Below are 22,135 nucleotides of genomic sequence, written 5' to 3' on the forward strand. Positions count from 1 at the left end.
CGAGGGAGTGCGACCGATTTCACGATGTAACACGGATTTAATGCAACGTGCCTAGCCTGACGGTCATGGATCGCCAAAAGGAATTCGTGCTTCGCACTCTCGAGGAGCGCGACATCCGATTCGTCCGTCTGTGGTTCACGGATGTCCTCGGCTACCTCAAGTCCGTGGCCATCGCGCCGGCGGAACTCGAGGGTGCGTTCGAAGAAGGTATCGGCTTCGACGGATCGGCGATCGAAGGGTTCTCGCGCGTCTCCGAGGCCGACACCGTGGCGAAGCCGGATCCGACCACGTTCCAGATCCTGCCGTGGACCACCAGCAAGGGTGAGCAGCACTCGGCGCGCATGTTCTGCGACATCGCGATGCCCGACGGATCGCCGTCCTGGGCCGACTCGCGCCACGTGCTGCGTCGTCAGCTCTCGAAGGCCGGTGACCTGGGCTTCAGCTGCTACGTCCACCCCGAGATCGAGTTCTTCCTGTGCAGCGAGCTTCCGGAGGACGGGCGCCCGCCGACGCCCGCCGACAACGGTGGCTACTTCGACCAGGCCGTGCACGACGCCGCCCCCAACTTCCGACGCCACGCCATCGATGCACTCGAGTCGATGGGTATCTCCGTCGAGTTCAGCCACCACGAGGCGGCGCCCGGCCAGCAGGAGATCGACCTGCGGTACGCCGACGCTCTCTCCATGGCCGACAACGTCATGACCTTCCGCTACGTCGTCAAGGAGGTCGCGATCGACGAGGGCGTCCGCGCGACGTTCATGCCGAAGCCGTTCAGCGACCAGGCCGGCTCGGCCATGCACACGCACATGTCGCTGTTCGAGGGCGAGACCAACGCCTTCCACAACCCCGACGACCCGATGCAGCTCTCCGACACCGGTAAAGCCTTCATCGCCGGCATCCTCGAGCACGCCAACGAGATCAGCGCCGTCACCAACCAGTGGGTCAACTCGTACAAGCGACTCATCCACGGCGGCGAAGCACCCACGGCGGCCTCGTGGGGACCGTCCAACCGTTCCGCACTGATCCGCGTGCCGATGTACACGCCCAACAAGGCGTCGTCACGCCGCGTGGAGATCCGCTCTCCCGACTCCGCCTGCAACCCGTATCTCACGTTCGCCGTTCTGCTCGCCGCAGGCCTGCGCGGCATCGAGAAGGGCTACACGTTGCCGCCCGAGGCGGAGGAGGACGTGTGGTCGCTGACGCCTGCCGAGCGTCGCGCGATGGGCTACAAGGAGCTTCCCACCAGTCTCAACGAGGCCCTCGCCGCGATGGAGGGGTCGGAGCTGGTGGCCGAGGCTCTGGGCGAGCACGTCTTCGACTACTTCCTGCGCAACAAGCGTCGTGAGTGGGAGTCGTACCGCTCCCACGTGACCCCGTTCGAACTCAAGGCGTACCTGGGTCTGTAGTCGCAGGGGGCCGTGCTTGCTCGGGCCGGGTTTACACGGACTGTGGTCGCAATGTCTTCGCCCTGTAACGTCGACACGTCATGACTATGTCGGAAAGCACCGCGTGATCCCGCCCAGCGCTCGGCCCACGGTTCCGAGTCCCGGCCGACTCGGCCTGGTAGAGAAATCGGCCCCGGCCAACCTGTCCCGTCTGGGATGGACCGACGAGGACAGCACGGAACTCCTCTGGTCCCTCTCGCGTGCGCCCGACGCCGACCTCGCCTTGAAGACCCTCGCTCGCCTGGCCGACGAGCAGGGTGAGACGTGGTCCAGCCTCGACGCGCGTCTGCGCACCGACCGCAGTCTGCGGGGTCGACTCTTCGCTCTCGCGGGGTCCTCCAGCGCACTCGGCGACCACCTGGTGTCGGAGCCGGACAAGTGGCAGATCCTCACCACCTACACCGATTCGCTTCCCACGTTCGACGACCTCCGTACCGCGTTGCTCGACAGCGTCGGCGCGACGCCGGAGACGGGGGAGTGTGCCGCACCCGATCTCTACCGCGCGGAGCTCACCGGACCCAAGGCCATCATCGCGCTGCGCACCGCGTACCGCGATCAGCTGATGCTCCTCGCCGCCGCCGATCTGGCCGCCACCGTGGAGAACGAACCGGTGGTGCCCTACGAGGTGGTCGGCCGGCACCTCTCCGACCTGGCCGACGCCGCCCTCACCGCGGCACTGTCCGTGGCCGTCACCGTCACGTTCCCCGACGCGCCGTGCTCGGTGCGCCTCGCGGTCATCGCGATGGGCAAATGCGGTGCGCAGGAACTGAACTACGTCAGCGACGTCGACGTGGTCTTCGTCGCCGAACCCGCCAACTCGCTCGCCACCCGCATGGCGGGGGAGATGATGCGCATCGGGTCCTCCGCGTTCTTCGAGGTCGATGCCGCCCTGCGTCCCGAGGGCAAGCAGGGTGAACTGGTCCGCACCCTCGACTCGCACCTGGCGTACTACCAGCGGTGGGCCAAGACGTGGGAGTTCCAGGCGCTGCTCAAGGCCCGTGCGATGACGGGCGACGCCGATCTCGGCGCGTCCTACGTCGACGCCGTCACCCCCATGGTGTGGGTCGCCAGCGAGCGCGAGAGCTTCGTTCCCGAGGTGCAGGCGATGCGTCGCCGCGTCGAGGAGATGGTTCCCGCCGAACTCCGCGAGCGTGAGATCAAACTGGGCCGCGGCAGCCTCCGCGACGTCGAGTTCGCCGTTCAGCTCCTGCAGTTGGTGCACGGTCGCACCGACGAGTCGCTGCACGTCCGCGGAACGGTGGCCGCCCTGTCGGCGCTGGCTGCCGGGGGATACGTGGGCCGTGACGACGCGGCCAACCTCACCGCGTCGTACGAGTTCCTGCGCCTGATCGAGCACCGGTTGCAGTTGCAGAAACTCCAACGAACGCACCTGTTGCCGCCCGACGACGACGACGAGGCCCTGCGATGGCTCGCTCGCGCCGCGCACATGCGGTCCGACGGCAACAACGATGCCACCGGCGTTCTGCGAGCGGAGATCCGGCGCAACGCCCAACGCATCCGACGATTGCACGCGCGGCTGTTCTACCGCCCGCTGCTGGAGTCGGTCGCGCGTCTGGACAGCGATTCGCTGCGCCTCAGCTCCGACGCCGCGATGCGTCAGCTCTCCGCACTGGGCTACTCGGCGCCGCAGAATGCTCTCGGGCACCTCGGAGCCCTGGTCGGCATGGGTGCGCGCAAGGGCCGGATCCAGTCCCTGCTGTTGCCGACGCTGCTCGAATGGTTGGGCGACACACCGGATCCCGACGCCGGTCTGTTGGCGTACCGACGTCTGTCGGAGGAAGTCGCCGAGCAGTCGTGGTTCCTGCGCCTGGTCCGCGACGAGGGCCCCGTCGCTCAGCGGCTCATGCAGGTTCTCGGATCGTCGGAGTACCTGCGCGGCGTCCTGATGAACGCTCCCGAGGTCATCCGGCTGTTCGCCGACGGGTCCAAGGGCCCCAAGCTTCTCGACGTCGATCCGGCCGAGACCTACGGCGCGATCCTCAAATCCTCGGCGCGCTACGAGGATCCGGTACGCGCGGTCGGGGCGGCCCGGTCACTGCGTCGCTACGAACTCGCGCGAGTCGCCTCGGCGGACATCCTGGGTCTGCTCGACGTGCCCGAGGTCTGTCGTGCGCTGTCGTCCGTGTGGGCGGCCGTCATCAACGCAGCGTTGGACGCGGCCGTTCGCGCGTCCGTCGTGGAGCGCGGCGGTCCGGCACCGGCGACGATCGCCGTCATCGGCATGGGTCGTCTCGGCGGTGGAGAGCTGGGATACGGCTCCGACGCCGACGTGCTGTTCGTCTGCGACCCGGTCGAGGGCGCCGAGGACAGCGACGCGGTCAAGTGGGCCAACACGATCGCCGATCGCGTTCGCAAACTGCTCGGATCACCCAGCCAGGACCCGCCGCTCGAGGTGGACACCGGTCTGCGGCCCGAGGGACGCAACGGGCCCGTCGTCCGCACACTCTCGGCCTACGACGCCTACTACTCGCAGTGGGCGCAGCCGTGGGAGGTGCAGGCGCTCCTGCGCGCGCACCAGGTGGCCGGCGACCAGGAGTTGGGTGTCCGCTTCCTCCTCATGGCCGACGCCATCCGCTATCCCGCGGGCGGTGTGTCCGAGGAAGCCGTCCGCGAGATCCGACGCATCAAGGCGCGGGTCGACGCCGAACGACTCCCCAAGGGCGCCGATCCCAAGACTCACACCAAGCTCGGTCGCGGCGGCCTCGCCGACGTCGAATGGACGGTGCAGCTGCTGCAGCTGCGGCACGCGCATCGCATCCCGGCGCTGCACAACACGTCGACGCTGGAATGCCTCGACGCCATCGGTGCCGCCGAGCTCATGAGTCCCGGCGACGTGGATCTGCTGCGGCAGGCATGGCTCACCGCGACCAAGGCGCGTAATGCTCTGGTTCTGGTGCGCGGCAAGCCCACCGATCAGCTTCCGGCTCCGGGCAAGGTGCTCGCCGCGGTGGCCCAGGTGGCCGGATGGCCCAGCGGAGATGCGGGGGAGTTCCTCGACAACTACCTGCGCGTGACCCGTCGGGCGAAGGCCGTGGTCGAGCGGGCGTTCGGGTCCTGACTCGTACTGGTTCTGCACAGAGAACGACCCCGCACGGCCGGATGTGCCGTGCGGGGTCGTTTTCTGTGCAGATCGGGTAGTGCAGGCGACTAGTCGGCGCCGGCGGTGACGAAGCCTTGCTGCACCATCCAGTCGCGGGCGACCTCGGCGGGCTCGCGACCGTCGACGTCCACCTGCTTGTTCAGTTCCGTGATGGCGTCGATGGTCAGGGCTGCGGACACGGGTGCGGTGATCTCGGCGATCTCCGGGTAGCGGTCGGCGATCTCCTGACGAAGATTGACCGTCGCGTTGTACCGAGGGAAGAACAGCTTGTCGTCCTCGACGACCACCAGGTCGAGACCCTTGATGCGACCGTCCGTGGTGAACACCTCGCCGAACTTGCACTGCGAACCGTCGGCCGTGGCCTGGTAGATGATGCCCGTCTGCAGAATCTGACGGTTCACGGCGTTCGCGTCGAAGCCGTAGGCGGCCGCCATGCCGGGGAAGCCGTCCTGGCGTGAGTTGAACTCCGTCTCGACACAGACTGCCGCCGCTGCCGGATCACGCTGCACCAGTGCCGCGTAGTCGGACAGCGTCTTCACGCCGGTCTCCTCCGCCGTCTGCTGGTTCATCGCGAGTGCGTACGTGTTGTCCATCGGCGCCGGGTTGACCCAGACGATGCCGTTCTCCTTGTCCGCATCGCGCACTGCCTCGTACTGTTCGGTCGCGTCGGGAATCGGAGTCTCGTTGCCGAGGTAGTTGATCCAGCCGGTGCCGGTGTACTCGTAGGCGACATCGACCTGGCCGCTGATCATGGCCTGACGGGTGCTGTTGGACCCCGAGATGTTGGTGAGGTCGCGAACATCGGCCCCGGCGGCTTCGAGCGCGAACTCGAGAATGTAGCCGAGGACGATCTGCTCCGTGAAGTCCTTGGACCCGACGGTCAGTTCGACGCCCTCGAGCCCGGGCTGTTCGGTGATGCTCCCGGGTTCCACGGCAAGCGGCACGGCGCTTCCCGACTGCAGTCCGCAGCTGGTCAGCGCGAGTGTCGACACCGCGCAGAGCGCGATCAGGGTACGGCGCATCAGCGCAGTCCTTTCGGTCCGAGGAAGGCCTCGGCGAGAGCACCCAGCCAGTCCACGAGAAGTGCCAGCGCGACGGCGAGCACGGCGCCGACGACCAGGATGAGCGGCTGATTGAGCTTGTATCCGGTGTCGATGAGGACACCGAGGCCGCCGGCTCCCACCAGGAAACTCAGCGTCGCCGTGCCCACAGCCAGGACGAGCGAGGTGCGCAACCCGGCGAGGATGTAGGGAACAGCGAGGGGAAACTCGATGCGCCACAGAATGCCCCAACTCGACATGCCCTGTCCGCGAGCGGCATCGATGTAGCTCGCCTCCACCTCCTGGAACCCGAGCATCGTGTTCCGCAGCACGGGGAGCAGTGAGTAGAACGCGATAGGCAGGACGCCGATCCAGAAGCCGGTGGTGCCGGTTGCGAGGAACAACAGCACCAGCAGGCCGACGGCGGGTGCGGCCTGGCCGATGTTCGCGATGCCGATGAACACCGGCGCCAGACGTCGATACCCGTTGCGGGTGAGCAGGATTCCCAGGGGCACGGCGATGAGAACGACCAGAGCCGTCACGACGAACGTGATCAGGACGTGTTCGAGTACACGTTGGGTGATCGTGGAAACGTTGACCGTGGCGGCCTGTGTGGCGGTCAGATCGCGGGTGAGTGCGTACCCCAGCACGATGACCACGAGCAGGAGAACCAGTGCGGGCTGGACGAACAGACGGATCCGTTCTGCCCGCCGTGCTGCCCTCGCCGCGGACTTCGCATCGCCCTCGGCATCGGCGGGATCGTCGACGACGGACGCCTCGACCGACGCCGTCACGATGACGCGCCCGACGTCGCCGGTACGTCGTCGTGGTCGTGCGCGTGCTGTGACCGGATGGTCTTGATCGTGTCGATCAGCGCCTCGATGGTGATGGTGCCGACGTACTCGCCCTTGCTGCCGGTGACCGTCGCGGTCGCATTGCCCTCGGCGAGAAGCGCTTCGAGCGCGTCCTGCAGCGTCGACTGGGTCGAGACCAACTCACCCATGGGCACGCCGACATCGCGAAGGCTGCCGACGCCGGTGAGGTGGCGACGGTCGGTCCACCGGATGGGGCGCTTGCGAGCGTCGAGAATGAGACCCCATGCCTCCGGGTCGTTCCCGAGCGCGCGGTTCATCGTCTCGACCGGCTCGTCCTCGCCGAAGGCGGGAACGTCGCTCAGTTCGATGTCACGGACACGCATCAGCGTCAGCTGCTTGAGAGCGGCACCGGCGCCGACGAAGCCGGCGACGGTCTCGTCGGCCGGGTTGGCCAACACCGCTTCCGGGGTGTCGTACTGCAGGATGCGGGACTGATTGCCCAGGACGGCGATACGGTCACCGAGCTTGACCGCCTCGTCGAAGTCGTGGGTGACGAAGACGATGGTCTTGCCCAGTTCCGACTGCAGACGCATCAATTCGTCCTGCAGCAGACCGCGGGTGATCGGGTCGACGGCGCCGAAAGGCTCGTCCATCAACAGGACCGGGGGATCGGCCGCGAGAGCGCGAGCGACACCGACACGTTGCTGCTGGCCGCCGGAGAGCTGGCGCGGGTACCGGTCCCGGTACTGGCCGGGATCGAGTCCGACCAGATCGAGCATCTCGTCGGTGCGGTCGGAGATCTTCCTCTTGTTCCAGCCGATGAGGCCGGGAACCATGCCGACGTTCTGCGCGATCGTCATGTGCGGGAAGAGACCGGCCTGCTGGATCGAGTAGCCGATGGTGCGCCGCAACTCGTTCGGGTCGATCGACAGAGCGTCCTTGCCGCCGATCGTGATGCGTCCCGACGTGGGCTCGATGAGGCGGTTGATCATCCGCATCGTGGTCGTCTTGCCGCAGCCCGACGGGCCGACCAGCACGACGACCTCGCCGGCCGGAATGGTCAGCGACACATGGTCGACGGCCGCGGCCTTCTGGTTGGGATAGGACTTGGTCACGTCCTCGAGGACGATCTCTGCTCCGGTGGTGGTGCGAGTCGTGTCAGTCACGGATACCCCTCGAGGTGGTCAGTTTGCCGATCAGGACGAAGATCCCGTCGAGGATCAACGCCAGGATGACGATCAGAACGGTGCCGGTGAGGGCCTGGGGAACTGCGGTAGGACTGCCGACGCGGGCCAGTCCGGAGAACAGAAGGTTGCCGAGGCCAGGGCCTTTGGCGTACGCCGCGATGGCGAGAATGCCCATCGCCATCTGCGTACTGACGCGCATGCCGGTGAGGATCGACGGCCATGCGAGGGGAATCTCGATGCGTCGCAACACGGTGGCTCGGCTCATACCGATACCTCGTGCGGCGTCGCTGACCGCCGGGTTCACCGCGTCGAGTCCGACCACCGTGTTCCGGATGATCGGGAGCAGCGAGTAGAGCACCAGCGCGGTGACGGTGGGCTTGACGCCGAGGCCGAGAATGGGAATCAGCAGTCCCAACAGTGCGAACGACGGGATGGTGAGCACCGTGCTCGCGAGAGCGGTGGCGACGGCGGAGCCGGCGGGACTGCGGTAGACGAGAATTCCGATGGCCACACCTAGGATCGTCGCGATGACGACACACTGGACGACGGCGGAGACGTGGAGATAGGAATCGATCGCGAGCTGCCTTCGGCGGCCGACGATGAAGTCCCACAGAGCATCCATCAGGTGCAGATCCTTCGTTCGGCAACAGGAAAGACGCGACTGTGGTGGTGCCACGACGTCCGGCGGCCGGGTGGATCGTCACCCAGTACGCACTAGACCTTTAAGATTACCCTGTACGCCCAGATCCAAACCTCCAAAGGCACGTCCGACACCGAACGGAAGCTTGAAGGGGGCCGAGCGCTTATCTGATGCATCCTGCGCGGCGTTCAATGGCGCGGCCCAGGGCTAGGCCGTGCTTTTCGGGGGAGGCGAGGGACTCGAAAGTAGCGCGACGACTTGTTGTGCCCGATCCAAGGCGCAAGGTGCTAGGAGTCCGGTTCTTCCACCACTGGGTAGACGCAGCGGGGACGGAACCGCTCGGTGTCGACGGTCGGCACGGCGGATCTGACGTTCGTCAAGCACGCCGTAGCGAACCAGACAGTCTCCCTCGGCGGTTGAACGCAAAGCCTCACAAGCTCTTCTTATTATGGACGGTCTGTTGATTTAGTACGTACGGCCGTTAAAAGATGTCGATGCTGGACGAAATGAGAAGCAAGTTGTAGTTCAGCGTTGTCTGGACCCAGTCAGGGATAGGGTGCATGCACAGGCTGTCGACCACAACGACGAGCGCGGCTGGATCGGCGGTGAAATTTGGGGCGGTATTGTTGTCAACGCACGTTTCTACGGGTAACAGCAATAAGCACACCCTATCTGCAATCTTACTTCGTCGTGACTGACATTCTAAGTGGCTGCTGGAGGAACAATGAGGATCGAAGTACAGGAAAACCGTCAATGGCCGGCTGTCAAGAATCCGAAGTCGCTTGTTCTCGTACCAGATTCCTGGAATGACCATCATTACATCACACTCTATGACCTGTGGTGGCGTGACGGCCAGAATGAAATAATAAAAGTTGGTCAAATTAAAGTCGGGCGTGCCAACTTAGCGATTGGACGAAGGCCGTTTCCGGCGGGCGTATACGCTAAAGCTTTGCCGGAGGATTGCTTCTCGCTGGGACAAGGCGAGGAGTTTTACACCAGCCTTAGGGAAATTATGGGTGACGCGAGGGAGGAGGCATTGATAAGTCTCCGCGATATTGCTTACGATCCAGCCCTGTTGCAGGCGGCCACAGAACATGACGTGACAACTACCTCCTTGCTTCGCTCCTATAGTTTACGCTCCGTGCGCACGCAATTTCACCGAATTGCCAAAGGTGGCAAAACGTTAAAACGGTTCCACTTCGCCTATCGGTATGCGCCACGTCCTGAGCCATATCCTGCGCCCACGCTTGAGTTTGAGGTAGAACCCGAATCAAACCCCCCCACTAATGTGCACGTCATTATCGGAAGAAACGGTTCCGGAAAGACGACCCTTTTGGGTAACATAGTGAAATCGCTAACCGCTCCGCAACGCGTGCACGGGATATTTTTTGACCGAGGGGATCGCAGCGAGCAACTGTTTGTGAATTTGGTGTCGGTCGCTTGGAGCGCCTTTGACCCTTTTGACCCCCCGGCGGTCGACGATGACACCTCCCCGAACGTCTTCTATCACTATGTCGGCTTGAAAAAGTCCGCATCAGAAGAGGCCAACCGTGGTCCGTTCAATGCGGAGGATCTAGGAGACCAGTTCACACAGTCGCTTAAGGAGGTGGGGGCTGCGGGGCGCGGGGGTCGATGGCTGTCTGCGGTCGCTCTGCTGGAAAACGATCCTAACTTCGCGGAATATTCCGTCTCAGAGGCGCTGGTCCCGCCTGGCTCTGAGCGGGAAACTGATATTTTGCGACATGAGGTGGACCGAACGTTCGCATTTGCGCTTTTCGGCAAGATGAGCTCCGGCCACAGGATTGTCTTGCTCACGGTGACCAAACTTGTCGAGCTCGTAGCGGAGAGAACTCTTGTCCTGATAGATGAGCCCGAATCCCACCTTCACCCCCCTCTGCTATCTGCCTTTGTCCGTGTGCTTTCTGAGCTACTCACAGAACGTAATGGGGTAGCAGTCGTGGCGACCCATTCACCGGTTTTGTTGCAGGAAGTGCCTCGCTCTTGTGTTTCAGTACTTCGTCGGAATGGTGATTTCTTGACTGTCGAAAGACCTGAAGAAGAGACTTTTGCCGAAGGCATCGGCGTTCTGACTCACTTGGTATTTGATCTTGAGGTCAGTGGTTCCGGGTTTCATCGGGAGATAGCTAGACAGGTGGCGGAACGCCACACATACGACGAGGTAATCGCCGCTTTCGACGGCCAGCTTGGTGGCGAGGGTCGGGCTTTGGTTCGGGTGATGCTGAACTCTCGTGCCAGGGAGCAACGTTGATCCGACCACTCCCTCGTCCGACTTTAGATACGGGTCAGGCGGTTTCTGAATGCATCGCCGGTTCTCGGAATTTGGCCCTAAGCACTAAAGTGCGGGCGGCATTGCCTACTTTTAAATCTGCAGAGAGCGCCTTCGTGGCGGCTAGCTCCTCTCAATCGATTCATTCTTTGGAGTCAAAAGAGTTTGGGCTCACGGGTGAGAGTGGTACCGACCTGGCGCATGAGCTTTATACGCTCGGCATGGACCGCACGGCGGGCAAGGTAGTGTACGAGGCAATCCTTCATGCTCCTGCGCACGGGAAATGCCCCCTGTGTGGTGTCGGGAGGGCCAAGACGCTAGATCATCACCTACCAAAGACCAAGTTCTCCCTGCTTTGCGTTACTCCGCTCAATCTCGTCCCGGCCTGTCGCGACTGCAACTCCGCGAAGCTCGCGGGTGTACCAGCGACCGCCGGGAGTCAGACACTAAACCCATACTTCGACCAGGTTCCTCCTGGGCAGTGGCTTTTTGCGAAGGTCTGTGCGGGGAGGCCGCCTGTGTTGGAGTACAAGATCGAGCCACCAGCAAGCTGGAACGAACTAATGGCGGAGCGCCTCCGTCACCACGCGAAAACCTTCGGCTTGCTGGAGCGATTCGGAGAAGAAATGACTGCGCACGTCCCGGATCAACGTCTCCGGCTTAGAGATCTCCTGAATAGCGGTGATCAATTTGAGGTGGCGCAATATTTATCGGAGGAAGCGGCTTCGAAGTTGGCGAACAACCAGAATGGATTTCTCGGTGTCGGCTACCAGGCGCTGGCGGCCGATCAATGGTTTTGCGGAGGAGGATTTAGTCACTTCTTCTGACGCCCTCTATTAACTGGCTTGTCACACCACTAACGGGTTTGAACCTATCCGGCTTGCTCGTTATCGGTCGCGCTCAGGCATACGCATGCTTGGATGGGTCGATAGGCGACGCACTTAACGCTGTTCGGAACTGGGTAACCGGCTCTTGCCGCGGGATTCCCGTTGGTCTGAGGAGACCTGAATATCGAATCCCGGCCCGTTACTCCCTTACGATCGTAACCCTGTCGGTTGGCCTGCTGACGCCGCCCTGACGGCCCGCAAGGAACGCATCATCGAGCGACGCGCCGTCCTGTCGTATCGTGGTCGACTGGTCGATAGTGCAGCTGGTGAGTGCATCATTGGAGGGAAGTCAGAAGGGTCGGGTTGGCGCGCCGATTCCGGACCGGTGGGCTGCCGTGTTTATCCGTGGTCGTCGGTCAGTTCGTGGTGGTACGACTTCACAGCAACGTACTGATTGAGCAGTCGAGCGCTTTCATAATTGTCTTCAGCAAGTCCGACTCGCATCGGGCTGCAAATTAACGGCAAGCTTGAGAATTCTGTGTTGAGACCTCCGCCATTTCCCTCGTGACTATTGCCACTGGATGACGTCGGCCGCCGACTCAAAGCTGGGGTCGCCGCATCACCCGCCAGAGCAGGTCGAGCATCGGGCGGGCACCTCGCCTGACACAGACGAGTCCACCCGTGCTGCGATGGATGCTGAGATCGCGGCACGGGTGGACTCGTTGTCAGCTATTCGGGACTGACTGCGGACCAGCGATGGCTACTGGGAGCAACTCTCCCTGGTCAACGGGTGGATGCGACTCAGCAGTCGTAGTAAAGCTGGAACTCGTACGGATGCGGACGCAGGTTCACGGGCGCGATCTCGTTCTCACGCTTGAGCGAGATCCAGGTCTCGATCAGGTCGGTGGTGAAGACGCCACCGGCGGTGAGGTACTCGTGGTCGGCCTCGAGGCGGTCGATCACGGCAGGCAGCGAGGTAGGTGCCTGCGGGATGTTCTTCGCTTCCTCCGGCGGGAGCTCGTAGAGGTCCTTGTCGACGGGAGCGAGCGGCTCGATCTTGTTCTTGATGCCGTCCAGGCCGGCCATCATCTGCGCGGCGAACGACAGGTACGGGTTACCGGACGCGTCGGGTGCGCGGAACTCGAGGCGCTTGGCCTTCGGGTTGTTGCCCGTGGTGGGGATACGGACGGCGGCGGAACGGTTACGGCCCGAGTACACCAGGTTGATGGGCGCCTCGTAGCCCGGCACCAGGCGGTGGTACGAGTTGATGGTCGGGTTCGTGAACGCCAGCAGCGACGGCGCGTGGTGCAGGATGCCGCCGATGTAGTGACGTGCGAGGTCCGACAGACCCGCGTAGCCCTTCTCGTCGTAGAAGAGCGGCTTGCCGTCCTTCCACAGCGACTGGTGCACGTGCATGCCCGAGCCGTTGTCACCGAAGAGCGGCTTCGGCATGAAGGTGGCGGACTTGCCGTGCTGCCAGCAGGTGTTCTTGACGATGTACTTGAACAGCTGCAGGTCGTCGGCCGCGCGCAGCATGGTGTTGAACTTGTAGTTGATCTCCTGCTGGCCGCCGGTGCCGACCTCGTGGTGTCCACGCTCGAGCTCGAAGCCCGCGTTCTGCAGGTTGGTGGAGATGGCGTCGCGGATGTCGACGTAGTGGTCGTACGGCGCGACGGGGAAGTAGCCACCCTTGGGGCGGACCTTGTAGCCGAGGTTCGGCGAGCCGTCGGCCTCGGTCTCGGCGCCGGTGTTCCAGGCGCCGGAGCTCGAGTCGAGCTCGTAGAACGCGCCGTTCATCTGCGAGTCGTAGCGGACCGAGTCGAAGATGTAGAACTCGGCCTCGGGGCCGAAGAACGCGGTGTCGGCGATGCCGGTGCTGGCCAAGTACTCCTCGGCCTTGCGGGCGACGTTGCGGGGATCGCGGCTGTAGGACTCACGCGTGTACGGATCGTGGACGAAAAAGTCCATGTTCAGCGTCTTGGCGTGGCGGAACGGGTCGACCTGAGCGGTGCCGTAGTCGGGCAGCAGCATCATGTCCGACTCGTGGATCGACTGGAAGCCGCGCACGGACGAACCGTCGAATGCCAGACCGTCTTCGAGGGTGTCCTTTGTGAACGCCTTCGCCGCGATCGAGAAGTGCTGCTGGATACCCGGGAGATCGGTGAAGCGGATGTCGACGTACTCGATGTTCTCGTCCGCGATGTACTTGATGACCTCTTCGGCCGTGGTGAAATCCACGCTTGAACTCCTTCTTGTCGTGTGCTGGTCCGCGACTTCTCTGGGAACGACGGTCGAGTGCGGCAGCGGCGCCCCGCCGACGGTAGGGAAGCGGTGTTGCCTCACCGTCGCGTTCGTGTTTCGTCGGTGTTACGCGTCCCGTCGTCGCAGCTGGTGACCGGTGGAGAATCCCCTCGTCACGGGACGCCACCTATCCTGGAGGAATGGGTACAGACTTTCACGCGTATGGAGATCCTTCATGGCACGGATGACCGGATCCTGGCTCTCGGGCCCCACGGCCGCGCTGCCGGACGGTGACCACGACAAGCAGGCCTACCAGGGTGAATACCTCGGACTCCCGAAGGCGGGGCCCGGTTCGCTGGCGCCGACCCCGCGCCGGGTCGCGGCGTTGGCCATCGACTGGTTGATGTCGATGGGCGTGTCCGCCCTGTTCCTCGGCGGCGGCCTCGAAGGCGGTTACCTGTCGACGGTGACCCTGGGCGTCTGGTTCCTGCTCGGCCTGGTGTCGGTGAGCCTGTTCTCGTTCACGCCCGGCCAGTTGTGCATGGGCCTTCAGGTCGCGCGTATCGACGCACCCGGGCGCGTCGGCTTCGTCCGCGCCCTGGTGCGTCAGGTACTGATCGCCGTGGTGGTTCCGGCCGTGGTCACCGATATCGACAGTCGTGGCATGCACGACCGCGCGACCGGAACGGCCCTGCTCCGCTCGCGTTAGCGACGCTTGATGGTGCGCTGCATGCCCTTCATCTTCGCGCCGCCGGGGATGGGTCCCTTGGGCAGCGCGGGTCCGCCGCGTGTTCCGAGAGCGGCCAACCGTGACTCGATGGTCTCCATGCGCTTGCTGTCGATGTTCTTCGGAAGCTTGTTGAGGAACTTCTGCAGCTGGGACAGCGGCACCTGGCCCTCGTCGTTGCCGACGACGATGTCGTAGATCGGGGTGTCACCGACGAGGCGCGCGGTCTTCTTCTTCTCCTGTGCGAGAAGGGATTTGACTCGCTGGGGCGCACCCTCGGCGACCAGGATGACGCCGGGGCGGCCGATGACGCGGTGTACGGCGTCGAGCTGCGTCGTGCCGGCAATGGCGGTCTTCACCCGCCACCCGCCCTGCAGGTTGTCCAGCGCCCAGGCGGCCGCGCCGGCTTGGCCCTCGGCCTTGCCGTACACCGACTTCTGCACGCGACGACCGAAGATCACGAAGGCGATCAGAACGCCGATCAGCAGACCGAAGGGCAGCAGCAACCACTCGATGCCGAAGATCAGGCCGATCAGGAAGAACAGCACGGTCATTCCCACGACGGAGCCGATCATCAGCGGGAGGAGGAGCTTGTCCTCCTTGCGCTGCATCTGGAACGCCTGCCACAGCTGAGCGCGCCGCTCCTTGGACGCCTGCTTCCGTGCCGCTTTCGCAGCGGCCTTCGCCTCCTTGGAAGCGGCACCGCCCTTACCTGTTCCCTTGCCGTTCGCCATGCCACCCAGGATAGGCCCAGACGCGACACGGCCCGCCATCTGGTGGACCGTGGTCGGTCGTGATGGCGGGCCGTGCGGCGATCAGGTCAGCGAGGAGCGAGGCGAGCCATCAACGAGCTGGCTTCCTGCGATGCCTCTCCGCCGTGCTCGAGGTGCGACATGTTCTCGGAGATCTCGCGGCCGTGGTGCGCCATCGCCTGCGCGTACAGGCGGCCGGCGCGGTACGACGAGCGAACCAGGGGGCCCGCGAGGACACCGGCGTAGCCCATGGCCTCGGCTGCCTTGGAGTGCTCGACGAACTCCTCCGGCTTGGCCCACCGGTCCACCGGATGGTGCCGGGGAGACGGGCGCAGGTACTGGGTGATGGTGAGGATGTCGCAGCCGGCGTCGTGCAGATCCTGCATCGCCTGCGTGACCTCGTCGTACGTCTCGCCCATACCGAGGATGAGGTTCGACTTGGTGACCAACCCGGCGTCGCGCGCCGCGGTGATGACGTCGAGGCTGCGCTGGTACCGGAACGCCGGGCGGATGCGCTTGAAGATGCGCGGGACCGTCTCGACGTTGTGCGCGAGCACCTCGGGACGCGAGGAGAAGACCTCGGCGAGCTGGTCGGGGTCGGCGTTGAAGTCGGGGATCAGCAGCTCGACGCCCGTGTTGGGGTTGAGGCGCTTGATCTCACGGACCGTCTCGGCGTAGAGCCAGGCTCCGCCGTCCTCGAGGTCGTCGCGGGCGACGCCGGTGATCGTGGAGTAGCGCAGGCCCATGGCCTGCACCGACTCGGCGACACGACGCGGCTCGTCGCGGTCCAGATCGGCCGGCTTCCCGGTGTCGATCTGGCAGAAGTCGCAGCGGCGCGTGCACTGCTCCCCGCCGATGAGGAACGTGGCTTCGCGGTCTTCCCAGCATTCGTAGATGTTGGGACAGCCGGCCTCTTCGCAGACCGTGTGGAGTCCCTCGCGTTTGACCAGGCTCTTGAGTTCTGTGTACTCGGGGCCCATCTTCGCGCGGGTCTTGATCCATGACGGTTTGCGTTCGATCGGGGTCTCCGCGTTTCGGATCTCGAGGCGGAGAAGTTTGCGCCCGTTCGGAGCGTGAGCAGGTGTGTTCTCGGGTGCGACGGTCACCGCACCGATGCTACTCCCGAGACGACGGCCACTCGCGGGTGCTAGGGGCCGAGCGTCACGGTCGTGAACGTGGGCCGAGACGCCGACGGCGCGGGCACTCGGTCGACGTCGTGCACCGTGAGGGGCATCCGCCCGTCGAGTGCGTCGACGACGGCGCGTGTGACGGCCGGAACGACCTCGTCGACGGTCACGTCCCGGTCCAGTTCGTCGGAGAGCGTCGTCACGCCGGCGTCGGCGATACCGCACGGCACGATGGTTCCGAAGCCTGCGAGCGAGGCGTTGCAGTTCAGGGAGAACCCGTGCAGCGCGACTCCGCGCTGGACGCGGACACCGATCGCGGCGACCTTGCGTTCGGGCTGCCATCGGCCACGGACGTCCCCGGCGGCGAGCCACACGCCGGAGCGCCCGTCGATACGGCCGACCGTCAGACCCATGTCGGTGCAGACCGCGATGAGGGCCTGTTCGATCAGCCGCACGTACCGAACCACGTCGACGGGCTCCGCGAGGCGGACGATCGGATAACCCACCAGCTGGCCGGGGCCGTGCCAGGTGATCTTGCCCCCGCGATCGACGTCGATGACCGGCGTGCCGTCGGTGGGTCGATCCTCCGGTGACGTGCGGCGGCCGGCCGTGAAGACGGCCGGGTGTTCGAGCAGCAACAACTCGTCGTCGCCGACGCCCTCGGCGCGTCGAGCTGCCACGGCGCGCTGGATCTCCAGCGCCTCGAGGTAGTCGACGGTGCCGAGGCGCCGGACCTGCAGGGGATCGGTCGACAACCGTGCTGAGCGGGCGTTCATGAGCCCGAGATTACGCCGCTCCGACTAGCCGACGGTATCGGCGAGGGCTTCACCGATCGTCTTGTGCTCGAACTCGAAACCGTTCTTCTCGAGCACCGCGGGGATAGCTCGCGGATTGCTCAGGATCGCCTCGTTCGCGAACTCGCCGATGATCGCGGAGATGGCGAACCCCGGCACCATCCACGGCGCCGGGCGATGAACCGCACGGCCCATCGCACTGTTGAACTGGGCGTTGGTCACCGGCGCCGGGCCCTGCAGGTTCACCGGTCCGCTGATGTCGGAGTTCTCGATGGTGAAGACGATCGCGCGCACCTCGTCCGTCAACGAGATCCACGGGAAGTACTGGCGGCCACTTCCGAGGCGTCCGCCGAGACCGAAGGTGTAGAGCGGGCGAAGCTTGCCCATCATGCCGCCGTGCCGGGACAGCACTGCCGCGCTGCGCAACAGGACCACGCGCACGCCGTGATCGGAGGCGTACGAGGTGGCGTCCTCCCAGTCGCGACAGACCTCGGCGAGGAAGCCTTCGCCCACCGGTGCGGTCTCGTCGACCACCGTGTCGCCGGTGTCGCCGTAGAAGTTGATGCCGCTGGCATTGATCAGCGCCGGCACGCCGGCGTCGACGACGGCGCGGGCCAGCAACTCGGTGGGCGCGATCCGGCTGTCCCGGACGGCCTGCTTGTACGCGCCGCTCCAGCGCTTGTCGCCGATACCGACGCCGCACAGATTGACCACCGCATCGGCGCCGTCGAGGGCGGTCGATTCCAGTTTCCCGTTCGCCGGGTCCCACCCGATCTCGTCGGGTCCTGCGGGGGTGCGCCGCACGAGGCGGAAGACGTCGTGGCCTGCGCTGCGGAGCGCGGCAACGAGCGACGTGCCGATGAGTCCTGACGAACCTGCGATGACGACGCGCACGATCTATGAGCCTCCTTCGACGGCGACGGGGGCACCTCACGCACTGTCCGTGCGCGAAGTGCCCCCGTCGTAACGACAGTTCGCCGATGCGAACCGTCGGGGACTTCCGAGATTACCGAAGAACCGTCAGAGGCCGAGATCAGCCTCGAACGCGCCCTCCTCCAAGCGGTGCTTGATGGTGGTGAGGAAGCGTCCGGCATCCGCGCCGTCGACCAGGCGGTGGTCGTACGTCAGCGGCAGGTACGCCATGGAGCGGACACCGATCGACTCGCTGCCCGAGGCGTCGGTGACGACGACGGGGCGCTTGACGATCGCACCGGTACCGAGCATGGCTGCCTGCGGCGGAACCAGGATCGGGGTGTCGAACAACGCGCCCTGGCTGCCGATGTTGGTGATGGTGAACGTTCCACCCGACAGCTCGTCCGGCTTGAGGCCGTTCGAGCGTGCACGCGAGGCGATGTCGGCGATCGCACGAGCGATACCGGCCAGCGACAGGTCACCGGCGTTGTGGATGACGGGGGAGAGAAGTCCCTGTTCCGTGTCCACCGCGATGCCCAGGTGCTCGGCGTCGTAGTAGGTGATCTCCTTCTTCGCCTCGTCGATGCTCGCGTTCACGTTGGGGTGGACCTTGAGCGCCTCGACGACGGCCTTCGCGAAGAACGGCAGGAACGTCAGGTTGACGCCCTCGCGCTCCTTGAAGGTGGCCTTGGCTCGGGTGCGCAGAGCTGCGACCTTGGTCATGTCGACCTCGAACACCTGCGTGAGCTGCGCGGACGACTGCAGCGACTCGCGGGTCTTCTTGGCCGTGATCTGACGGATGCGGTTGATCTTCTGCGTCGATCCGCGCAGGTGCGCCAGTTCCGGACGCACACCCGCGGTGGACGGGGTGGACGGCGTGGACGATGCGGCGGCCGGCGCGGCAGCGGGAGCGGACTCCTGCTTCGCCGGGGCCTTCTTCGCCTCGGCTGCGGCGAGGACGTCCTGCTTGCGGATGCGTCCACCGACGCCCGTGCCCTTGACGGAGTTCAGATCGACGTCGTTCTCCGTGGCGAGCTTGCGCACCAGGGGAGTGACGTACGGGCTGGAACCGCTCGCGTTCGAGTCACCCGCAGGCGCCTCGGACTCGGACTTCGAGGAATTCTCCGACTTCGATTCCGACTTCGGCTCCGGCGTGTAGACCTCGCCGGCGGGCTCGGGATCGGCCTGCTTCGCGGGCTCGTCCGCAGGCTTCGCTTCTGCCTTGGGTTCCGGCTTCTTCTCCGGTTCGGGCTTCTTCTCGGGCTCGGGAGCGGGAGCCGATTCCTTCTTCGCGGGCGCGCCGGAACCGATGACGGCGAGCTGTCCACCGACCTCGACCGTGTCGTCCTCCTCGGCGCTGATCTCGAGCAGGGTGCCGGCGACGGGAGACGGGATCTCGGTGTCGACCTTGTCGGTGGAGACCTCGAGGAGCGGCTCGTCCACGGCGACCTCGTCGCCGACGGCCTTGAGCCAGCGGGTGACGGTGCCCTCGGTGACGGACTCGCCCAGCTCGGGCATCGTGACGGACGTGCCCTCGGCGGAGCCGGAGCTCGCATCGGAGGAGTCGTCGGAGCCGGATGCGGGCTCTTCCGCTTCGCTCTCGCCCTCGACGGATGCCTGCTCGGCTGCGTCGGACGGGCCTGCGTCGGCCTCGTCGTCGCTGCCTGCATCGTCGCTGTCGTCGGCGGCGGTGTCGCTTCCCGAGTCGTCGCTACCGGAGTCGTCGCCGGCATCGCCGATGATGCCCAGCTCGCCGCCGATCTCGACGGTGTCGTCTTCCTGGGCGGTGATCTTGGTCAGGACACCCGCAGCCGGTGACGGGATCTCCGTATCCACCTTGTCGGTGGAGACTTCGAGCAAGGGTTCGTCGACTTCGACCGTGTCCCCCTCCTGTTTCAGCCACCGTGTGACAGTTCCCTCGGTGACGCTTTCACCGAGAGCTGGCATCTGGACGGAGAAGGTCATCTCTGTTGACTCCTCGACATTGTTGTGCGGGTGTAGCGGCTCGTGGTCGCTAGCGGGCGTGGTCTAGCCGGAGGCGATGCGTGCACCATTGTGGCCGCGTCACTGCGATTGCGAGGCGAGTTGTGCCTCTCATGAGTGGCGCACACCGTGAGATGGTTCACGCGATGCTCCGAACATCCTGTCACTTCGGCGCGAGGTTCGCGCCCGCCGGGGTCGGCGTGCCGCCGGGATGTCGGGGTGGATCGGATTGAGTGCTTTGTGTTCGCGGACCGACCGTGCATCGCGTAGGTCTCGACGACAGATGGAGGAGAACGTGGGACTGTTCGACAGGTTCAGGAGATCGCGCCGCTCGGGAGGCGCTGCGTCACCGACCGACCGTTCGCATCTCGCGGACTGGGCGTCGAGTCGAATCGGCGTCGAGGCGTATGTCGAGCCGCAGACGACGGTCACTCCGGTGACGGTGGTTCTGGTGGCGAACGACGGGGAATGGACACGTCGGGCGGTCGGTGGGGACAAGGGCGCACGCAAACTCGGCGAGGACCTGAAGATCCCGGTCTACGACGTGCGTAAGACGGGCTACCCGCAGCGCATGCGCGATCACGACGCCCGCCAGAAGATCATCCGCAAACGCGAGCAGGGGCTCTGACACCCCTGCTCGCGTAGGTCGGGCTGTCAGCCGTTCTCGGCGATGTCCTCGAGCACGGAGATCATGGTCCGGACCGGGACACCGGTGCCGCCCTTGGTGGTGTAGCCGTGGGGACCGGCCGTGTTGAACGCGGGACCCGCTACGTCGATGTGCGCCCACTGCACATTCTCGGCGACGAACTCCTTCAGGTACAGCCCGGCAGCGAGCATCCCGCCCCATCGGTGGTTGGTGACGTTGGCCAGGTCCGCGACCCGTGAGTCGAGGTCGGGTCGCAGTTCGGCGGGAAGCGGCATCGGCCACCCGTTCTCCCCGATCCGCTGAGAGATCGCGGCGACTCGGTCACGGAACGCCTCGGTGCCCATGACGCCGGGAGTCCTATTACCCAGAGCGACCATCTGCGCGCCGGTGAGCGTGGCGGTGTCGATCAGGTAGTCCGGCTCGTCCTCGCAGGCGCGGACGATGGCGTCGGCAAGGATGAGTCGACCCTCGGCGTCGGTGTTGATGACCTCGACCGTGGTGCCGCCGTACTGGGTCAGGACGTCTCCCGGCCGTTGCGCCGTCGAGGACGGCATGTTCTCCGCCATCGGCACCGTCGCGGTGACGTTGATGGGCAGTTCCAACGTCGCGGCGAGGACGACCGTCGCGACGACCGCTGCCGCACCCGCCATGTCGGAGGTCATGTTCTCCATGCCGGCCGCCGGCTTGATCGAGATGCCGCCGGTGTCGAAGGTGACTCCCTTGCCGACCAGGGCGACGGACGGAGACTTCTTCTTGCCGCCGAGGTAGGTCATCCGGACCAGGCGGGGAGGACGCGACGACCCCTTGCCGACGCCGATGATGCCGCCGTAACCGCCGCGCTCGAGTGCCCGCTCGTCCAGCACCTGGACGGTCAGTCCGGCGTCGGTCCCCAGGACGCGGGCGCGCTCGGCGAACTCGGCGGGGTAGAGGTGGCTGGGCGGGGTGTTCACCAGATCGCGGGCGGTTGCGACCGCCACCGCGATGGCAGTGGACCGCGCGAGCTCGGCCTTGAGCGCCTTGTCCCGGGGCGATCCGACGAGCAGGTCGACGCGCGAGATCGGCGTCGCGTCGTCGGTCGGCGCGGACTTCTGCTTGAACTCGCTGAACTGGTAGGCGCCGAGGAAGAGCCCTTCGGCGACGGCGCCGAGTCCGGCGGGGGACAGTGTCGTCGCCACGTGGCCGACACCGGTCAGCGCGCGTGCCGCGGAACCGGCAGCTCGTCGCACCGTGTCGTCGGTCCGGTCGGCGGCGGATCCGAGACCCACGGCGAGAACGCTGGTGGCGGACAGTGACGCGGGGGAGGGCACCCGCGTGATCTGGTCGGCCTTGCCGGTGGCTCCCAGCGCCGTGACGGCGGTCAGGACCTCCGCGGCGGCGTCGCCGAGGAAGTCGTCGCCGACGATCCGCGGGCCGCCGTCGGTCTTCTCCAGCCCGATGATCACGACCTCGACGGACTTGTCGATGGTTCCCGCGAGGACGAGTTCCGGTCCGAGTGTGCGCTGCAGCTGACTGCTCACGTGTGAAGGCTCCTGATGTCGTTGTGGTTGTCGTGCGAATCGAGCGCTCCGACGATCGTAGGCCGGGTGTGTTC

The 22,135-nt window shown here is 65.2% G+C and carries 17 protein-coding genes; 6 read left to right on the top strand and 11 right to left on the bottom strand.

The features are described 5' to 3' along the window. Positions 1 to 65: 65 nt before the first annotated feature. Together ASG64_RS19540 and ASG64_RS19545 are read left to right on the top strand one after the other, a co-directional pair. Complete coding sequence (locus ASG64_RS19540; RefSeq protein ID WP_042575225.1) at positions 66 to 1,406, top strand: glutamine synthetase family protein; 1,341 nt, start codon at positions 66 to 68, stop codon at positions 1,404 to 1,406. 103 nt (positions 1,407 to 1,509) lie between these two features. Then, complete coding sequence (locus tag ASG64_RS19545) at positions 1,510 to 4,524, top strand: bifunctional [glutamine synthetase] adenylyltransferase/[glutamine synthetase]-adenylyl-L-tyrosine phosphorylase (protein WP_056075727.1); 3,015 nt, start codon at positions 1,510 to 1,512, stop codon at positions 4,522 to 4,524. Between the two features lie 89 nt (positions 4,525 to 4,613). Here ASG64_RS19545 and ASG64_RS19550 read toward each other — a convergent pair whose 3' ends face one another. The 4 genes from ASG64_RS19550 to ASG64_RS19565 are packed head-to-tail and all read right to left on the bottom strand — an operon-like array spanning position 4,614 to position 8,230. Further along, a complete protein-coding gene (locus ASG64_RS19550; protein WP_056075731.1) occupies positions 4,614 to 5,588 on the bottom strand; it encodes a glycine betaine ABC transporter substrate-binding protein in 975 nt (324 codons plus the stop codon). After that, positions 5,588 to 6,400 (bottom strand): ABC transporter permease, encoded by an 813-nt coding sequence (locus ASG64_RS19555; RefSeq protein ID WP_082518517.1) that lies wholly within the window; start codon positions 6,398 to 6,400, stop codon positions 5,588 to 5,590. Before ASG64_RS19555 ends, ASG64_RS19550 begins: the two co-directional genes overlap by 1 nt. Beyond that, entirely contained in the window at positions 6,397 to 7,587 is a 1,191-nt protein-coding gene (locus tag ASG64_RS19560; protein WP_056075734.1) for an ABC transporter ATP-binding protein, read from the bottom strand. The genes ASG64_RS19555 and ASG64_RS19560 overlap by 4 nt, the downstream gene beginning before the upstream one ends. Beyond that, positions 7,580 to 8,230, bottom strand: coding sequence for an ABC transporter permease (locus ASG64_RS19565; protein ID WP_042575221.1), 651 nt, complete (start codon positions 8,228 to 8,230; stop codon positions 7,580 to 7,582). Before ASG64_RS19565 ends, ASG64_RS19560 begins: the two co-directional genes overlap by 8 nt. A 742-nt stretch (positions 8,231 to 8,972) precedes the next feature. Here ASG64_RS19565 and ASG64_RS21365 point away from each other — a divergent pair. Together ASG64_RS21365 and ASG64_RS21710 are read left to right on the top strand one after the other, a co-directional pair. Then, positions 8,973 to 10,517, top strand: a complete 1,545-nt coding sequence (locus tag ASG64_RS21365; protein ID WP_082518518.1) for an ATP-binding protein — start codon at positions 8,973 to 8,975, stop codon at positions 10,515 to 10,517. 536 nt (positions 10,518 to 11,053) lie between these two features. Beyond that, positions 11,054 to 11,362 carry a hypothetical protein gene (locus tag ASG64_RS21710; protein ID WP_156388426.1) on the top strand — a complete coding sequence of 103 codons (309 nt, stop codon included), beginning with the start codon at positions 11,054 to 11,056 and terminating at the stop codon, positions 11,360 to 11,362. 801 nt (positions 11,363 to 12,163) lie between these two features. Here the strand turns inward: ASG64_RS21710 and glnA are convergent. Then, positions 12,164 to 13,600, bottom strand: a complete 1,437-nt coding sequence (glnA, locus tag ASG64_RS19575) for a type I glutamate--ammonia ligase (RefSeq protein ID WP_042575220.1) — start codon at positions 13,598 to 13,600, stop codon at positions 12,164 to 12,166. A 238-nt stretch (positions 13,601 to 13,838) separates the two neighbouring features. Here glnA and ASG64_RS19580 point away from each other — a divergent pair, with 238 nt between their 5' ends. Further along, on the top strand, positions 13,839 to 14,312 hold the full coding sequence (locus ASG64_RS19580) for an RDD family protein (RefSeq protein WP_042575219.1): 474 nt from the start codon (positions 13,839 to 13,841) through the stop codon (positions 14,310 to 14,312). Here ASG64_RS19580 and ASG64_RS19585 read toward each other — a convergent pair. The 5 genes from ASG64_RS19585 to sucB form a co-directional block, all read right to left on the bottom strand. Continuing rightward, complete coding sequence (locus ASG64_RS19585) at positions 14,309 to 15,064, bottom strand: DUF4191 domain-containing protein (protein ID WP_042575257.1); 756 nt, start codon at positions 15,062 to 15,064, stop codon at positions 14,309 to 14,311. The genes ASG64_RS19580 and ASG64_RS19585 overlap by 4 nt on opposite strands. Before the next feature lie 86 nt (positions 15,065 to 15,150). Then, a complete protein-coding gene (lipA, locus tag ASG64_RS19590) occupies positions 15,151 to 16,197 on the bottom strand; it encodes a lipoyl synthase (RefSeq protein WP_200933523.1) in 1,047 nt (348 codons plus the stop codon). Between the two features lie 32 nt (positions 16,198 to 16,229). Continuing rightward, complete coding sequence (gene lipB / locus ASG64_RS19595) at positions 16,230 to 16,985, bottom strand: lipoyl(octanoyl) transferase LipB (protein ID WP_056075743.1); 756 nt, start codon at positions 16,983 to 16,985, stop codon at positions 16,230 to 16,232. 24 nt (positions 16,986 to 17,009) lie between these two features. Continuing rightward, positions 17,010 to 17,897: a TIGR01777 family oxidoreductase gene (locus ASG64_RS19600; protein ID WP_056075746.1), complete on the bottom strand. Its 888-nt coding sequence runs from the start codon at positions 17,895 to 17,897 to the stop codon at positions 17,010 to 17,012. Between the two features lie 126 nt (positions 17,898 to 18,023). Next, positions 18,024 to 19,880 (bottom strand): 2-oxoglutarate dehydrogenase, E2 component, dihydrolipoamide succinyltransferase, encoded by a 1,857-nt coding sequence (gene sucB / locus ASG64_RS19605; protein WP_056075748.1) that lies wholly within the window; start codon positions 19,878 to 19,880, stop codon positions 18,024 to 18,026. A gap of 313 nt (positions 19,881 to 20,193) precedes the next feature. Between sucB and ASG64_RS19610 the strand changes: the two genes are divergently transcribed. Continuing rightward, positions 20,194 to 20,526: a hypothetical protein gene (locus ASG64_RS19610; RefSeq protein WP_042575256.1), complete on the top strand. Its 333-nt coding sequence runs from the start codon at positions 20,194 to 20,196 to the stop codon at positions 20,524 to 20,526. A 26-nt stretch (positions 20,527 to 20,552) separates the two neighbouring features. Here the strand turns inward: ASG64_RS19610 and ASG64_RS19615 are convergent, their stop codons facing one another. After that, on the bottom strand, positions 20,553 to 22,061 hold the full coding sequence (locus ASG64_RS19615; protein WP_056075751.1) for a leucyl aminopeptidase: 1,509 nt from the start codon (positions 22,059 to 22,061) through the stop codon (positions 20,553 to 20,555). Positions 22,062 to 22,135 lie beyond the last annotated feature (74 nt).

Origin of the sequence: Rhodococcus sp. Leaf247, from assembly GCF_001426185.1 — a bacterium.
Taxonomy (GTDB): Bacteria; Actinomycetota; Actinomycetes; order Mycobacteriales; family Mycobacteriaceae; genus Rhodococcoides.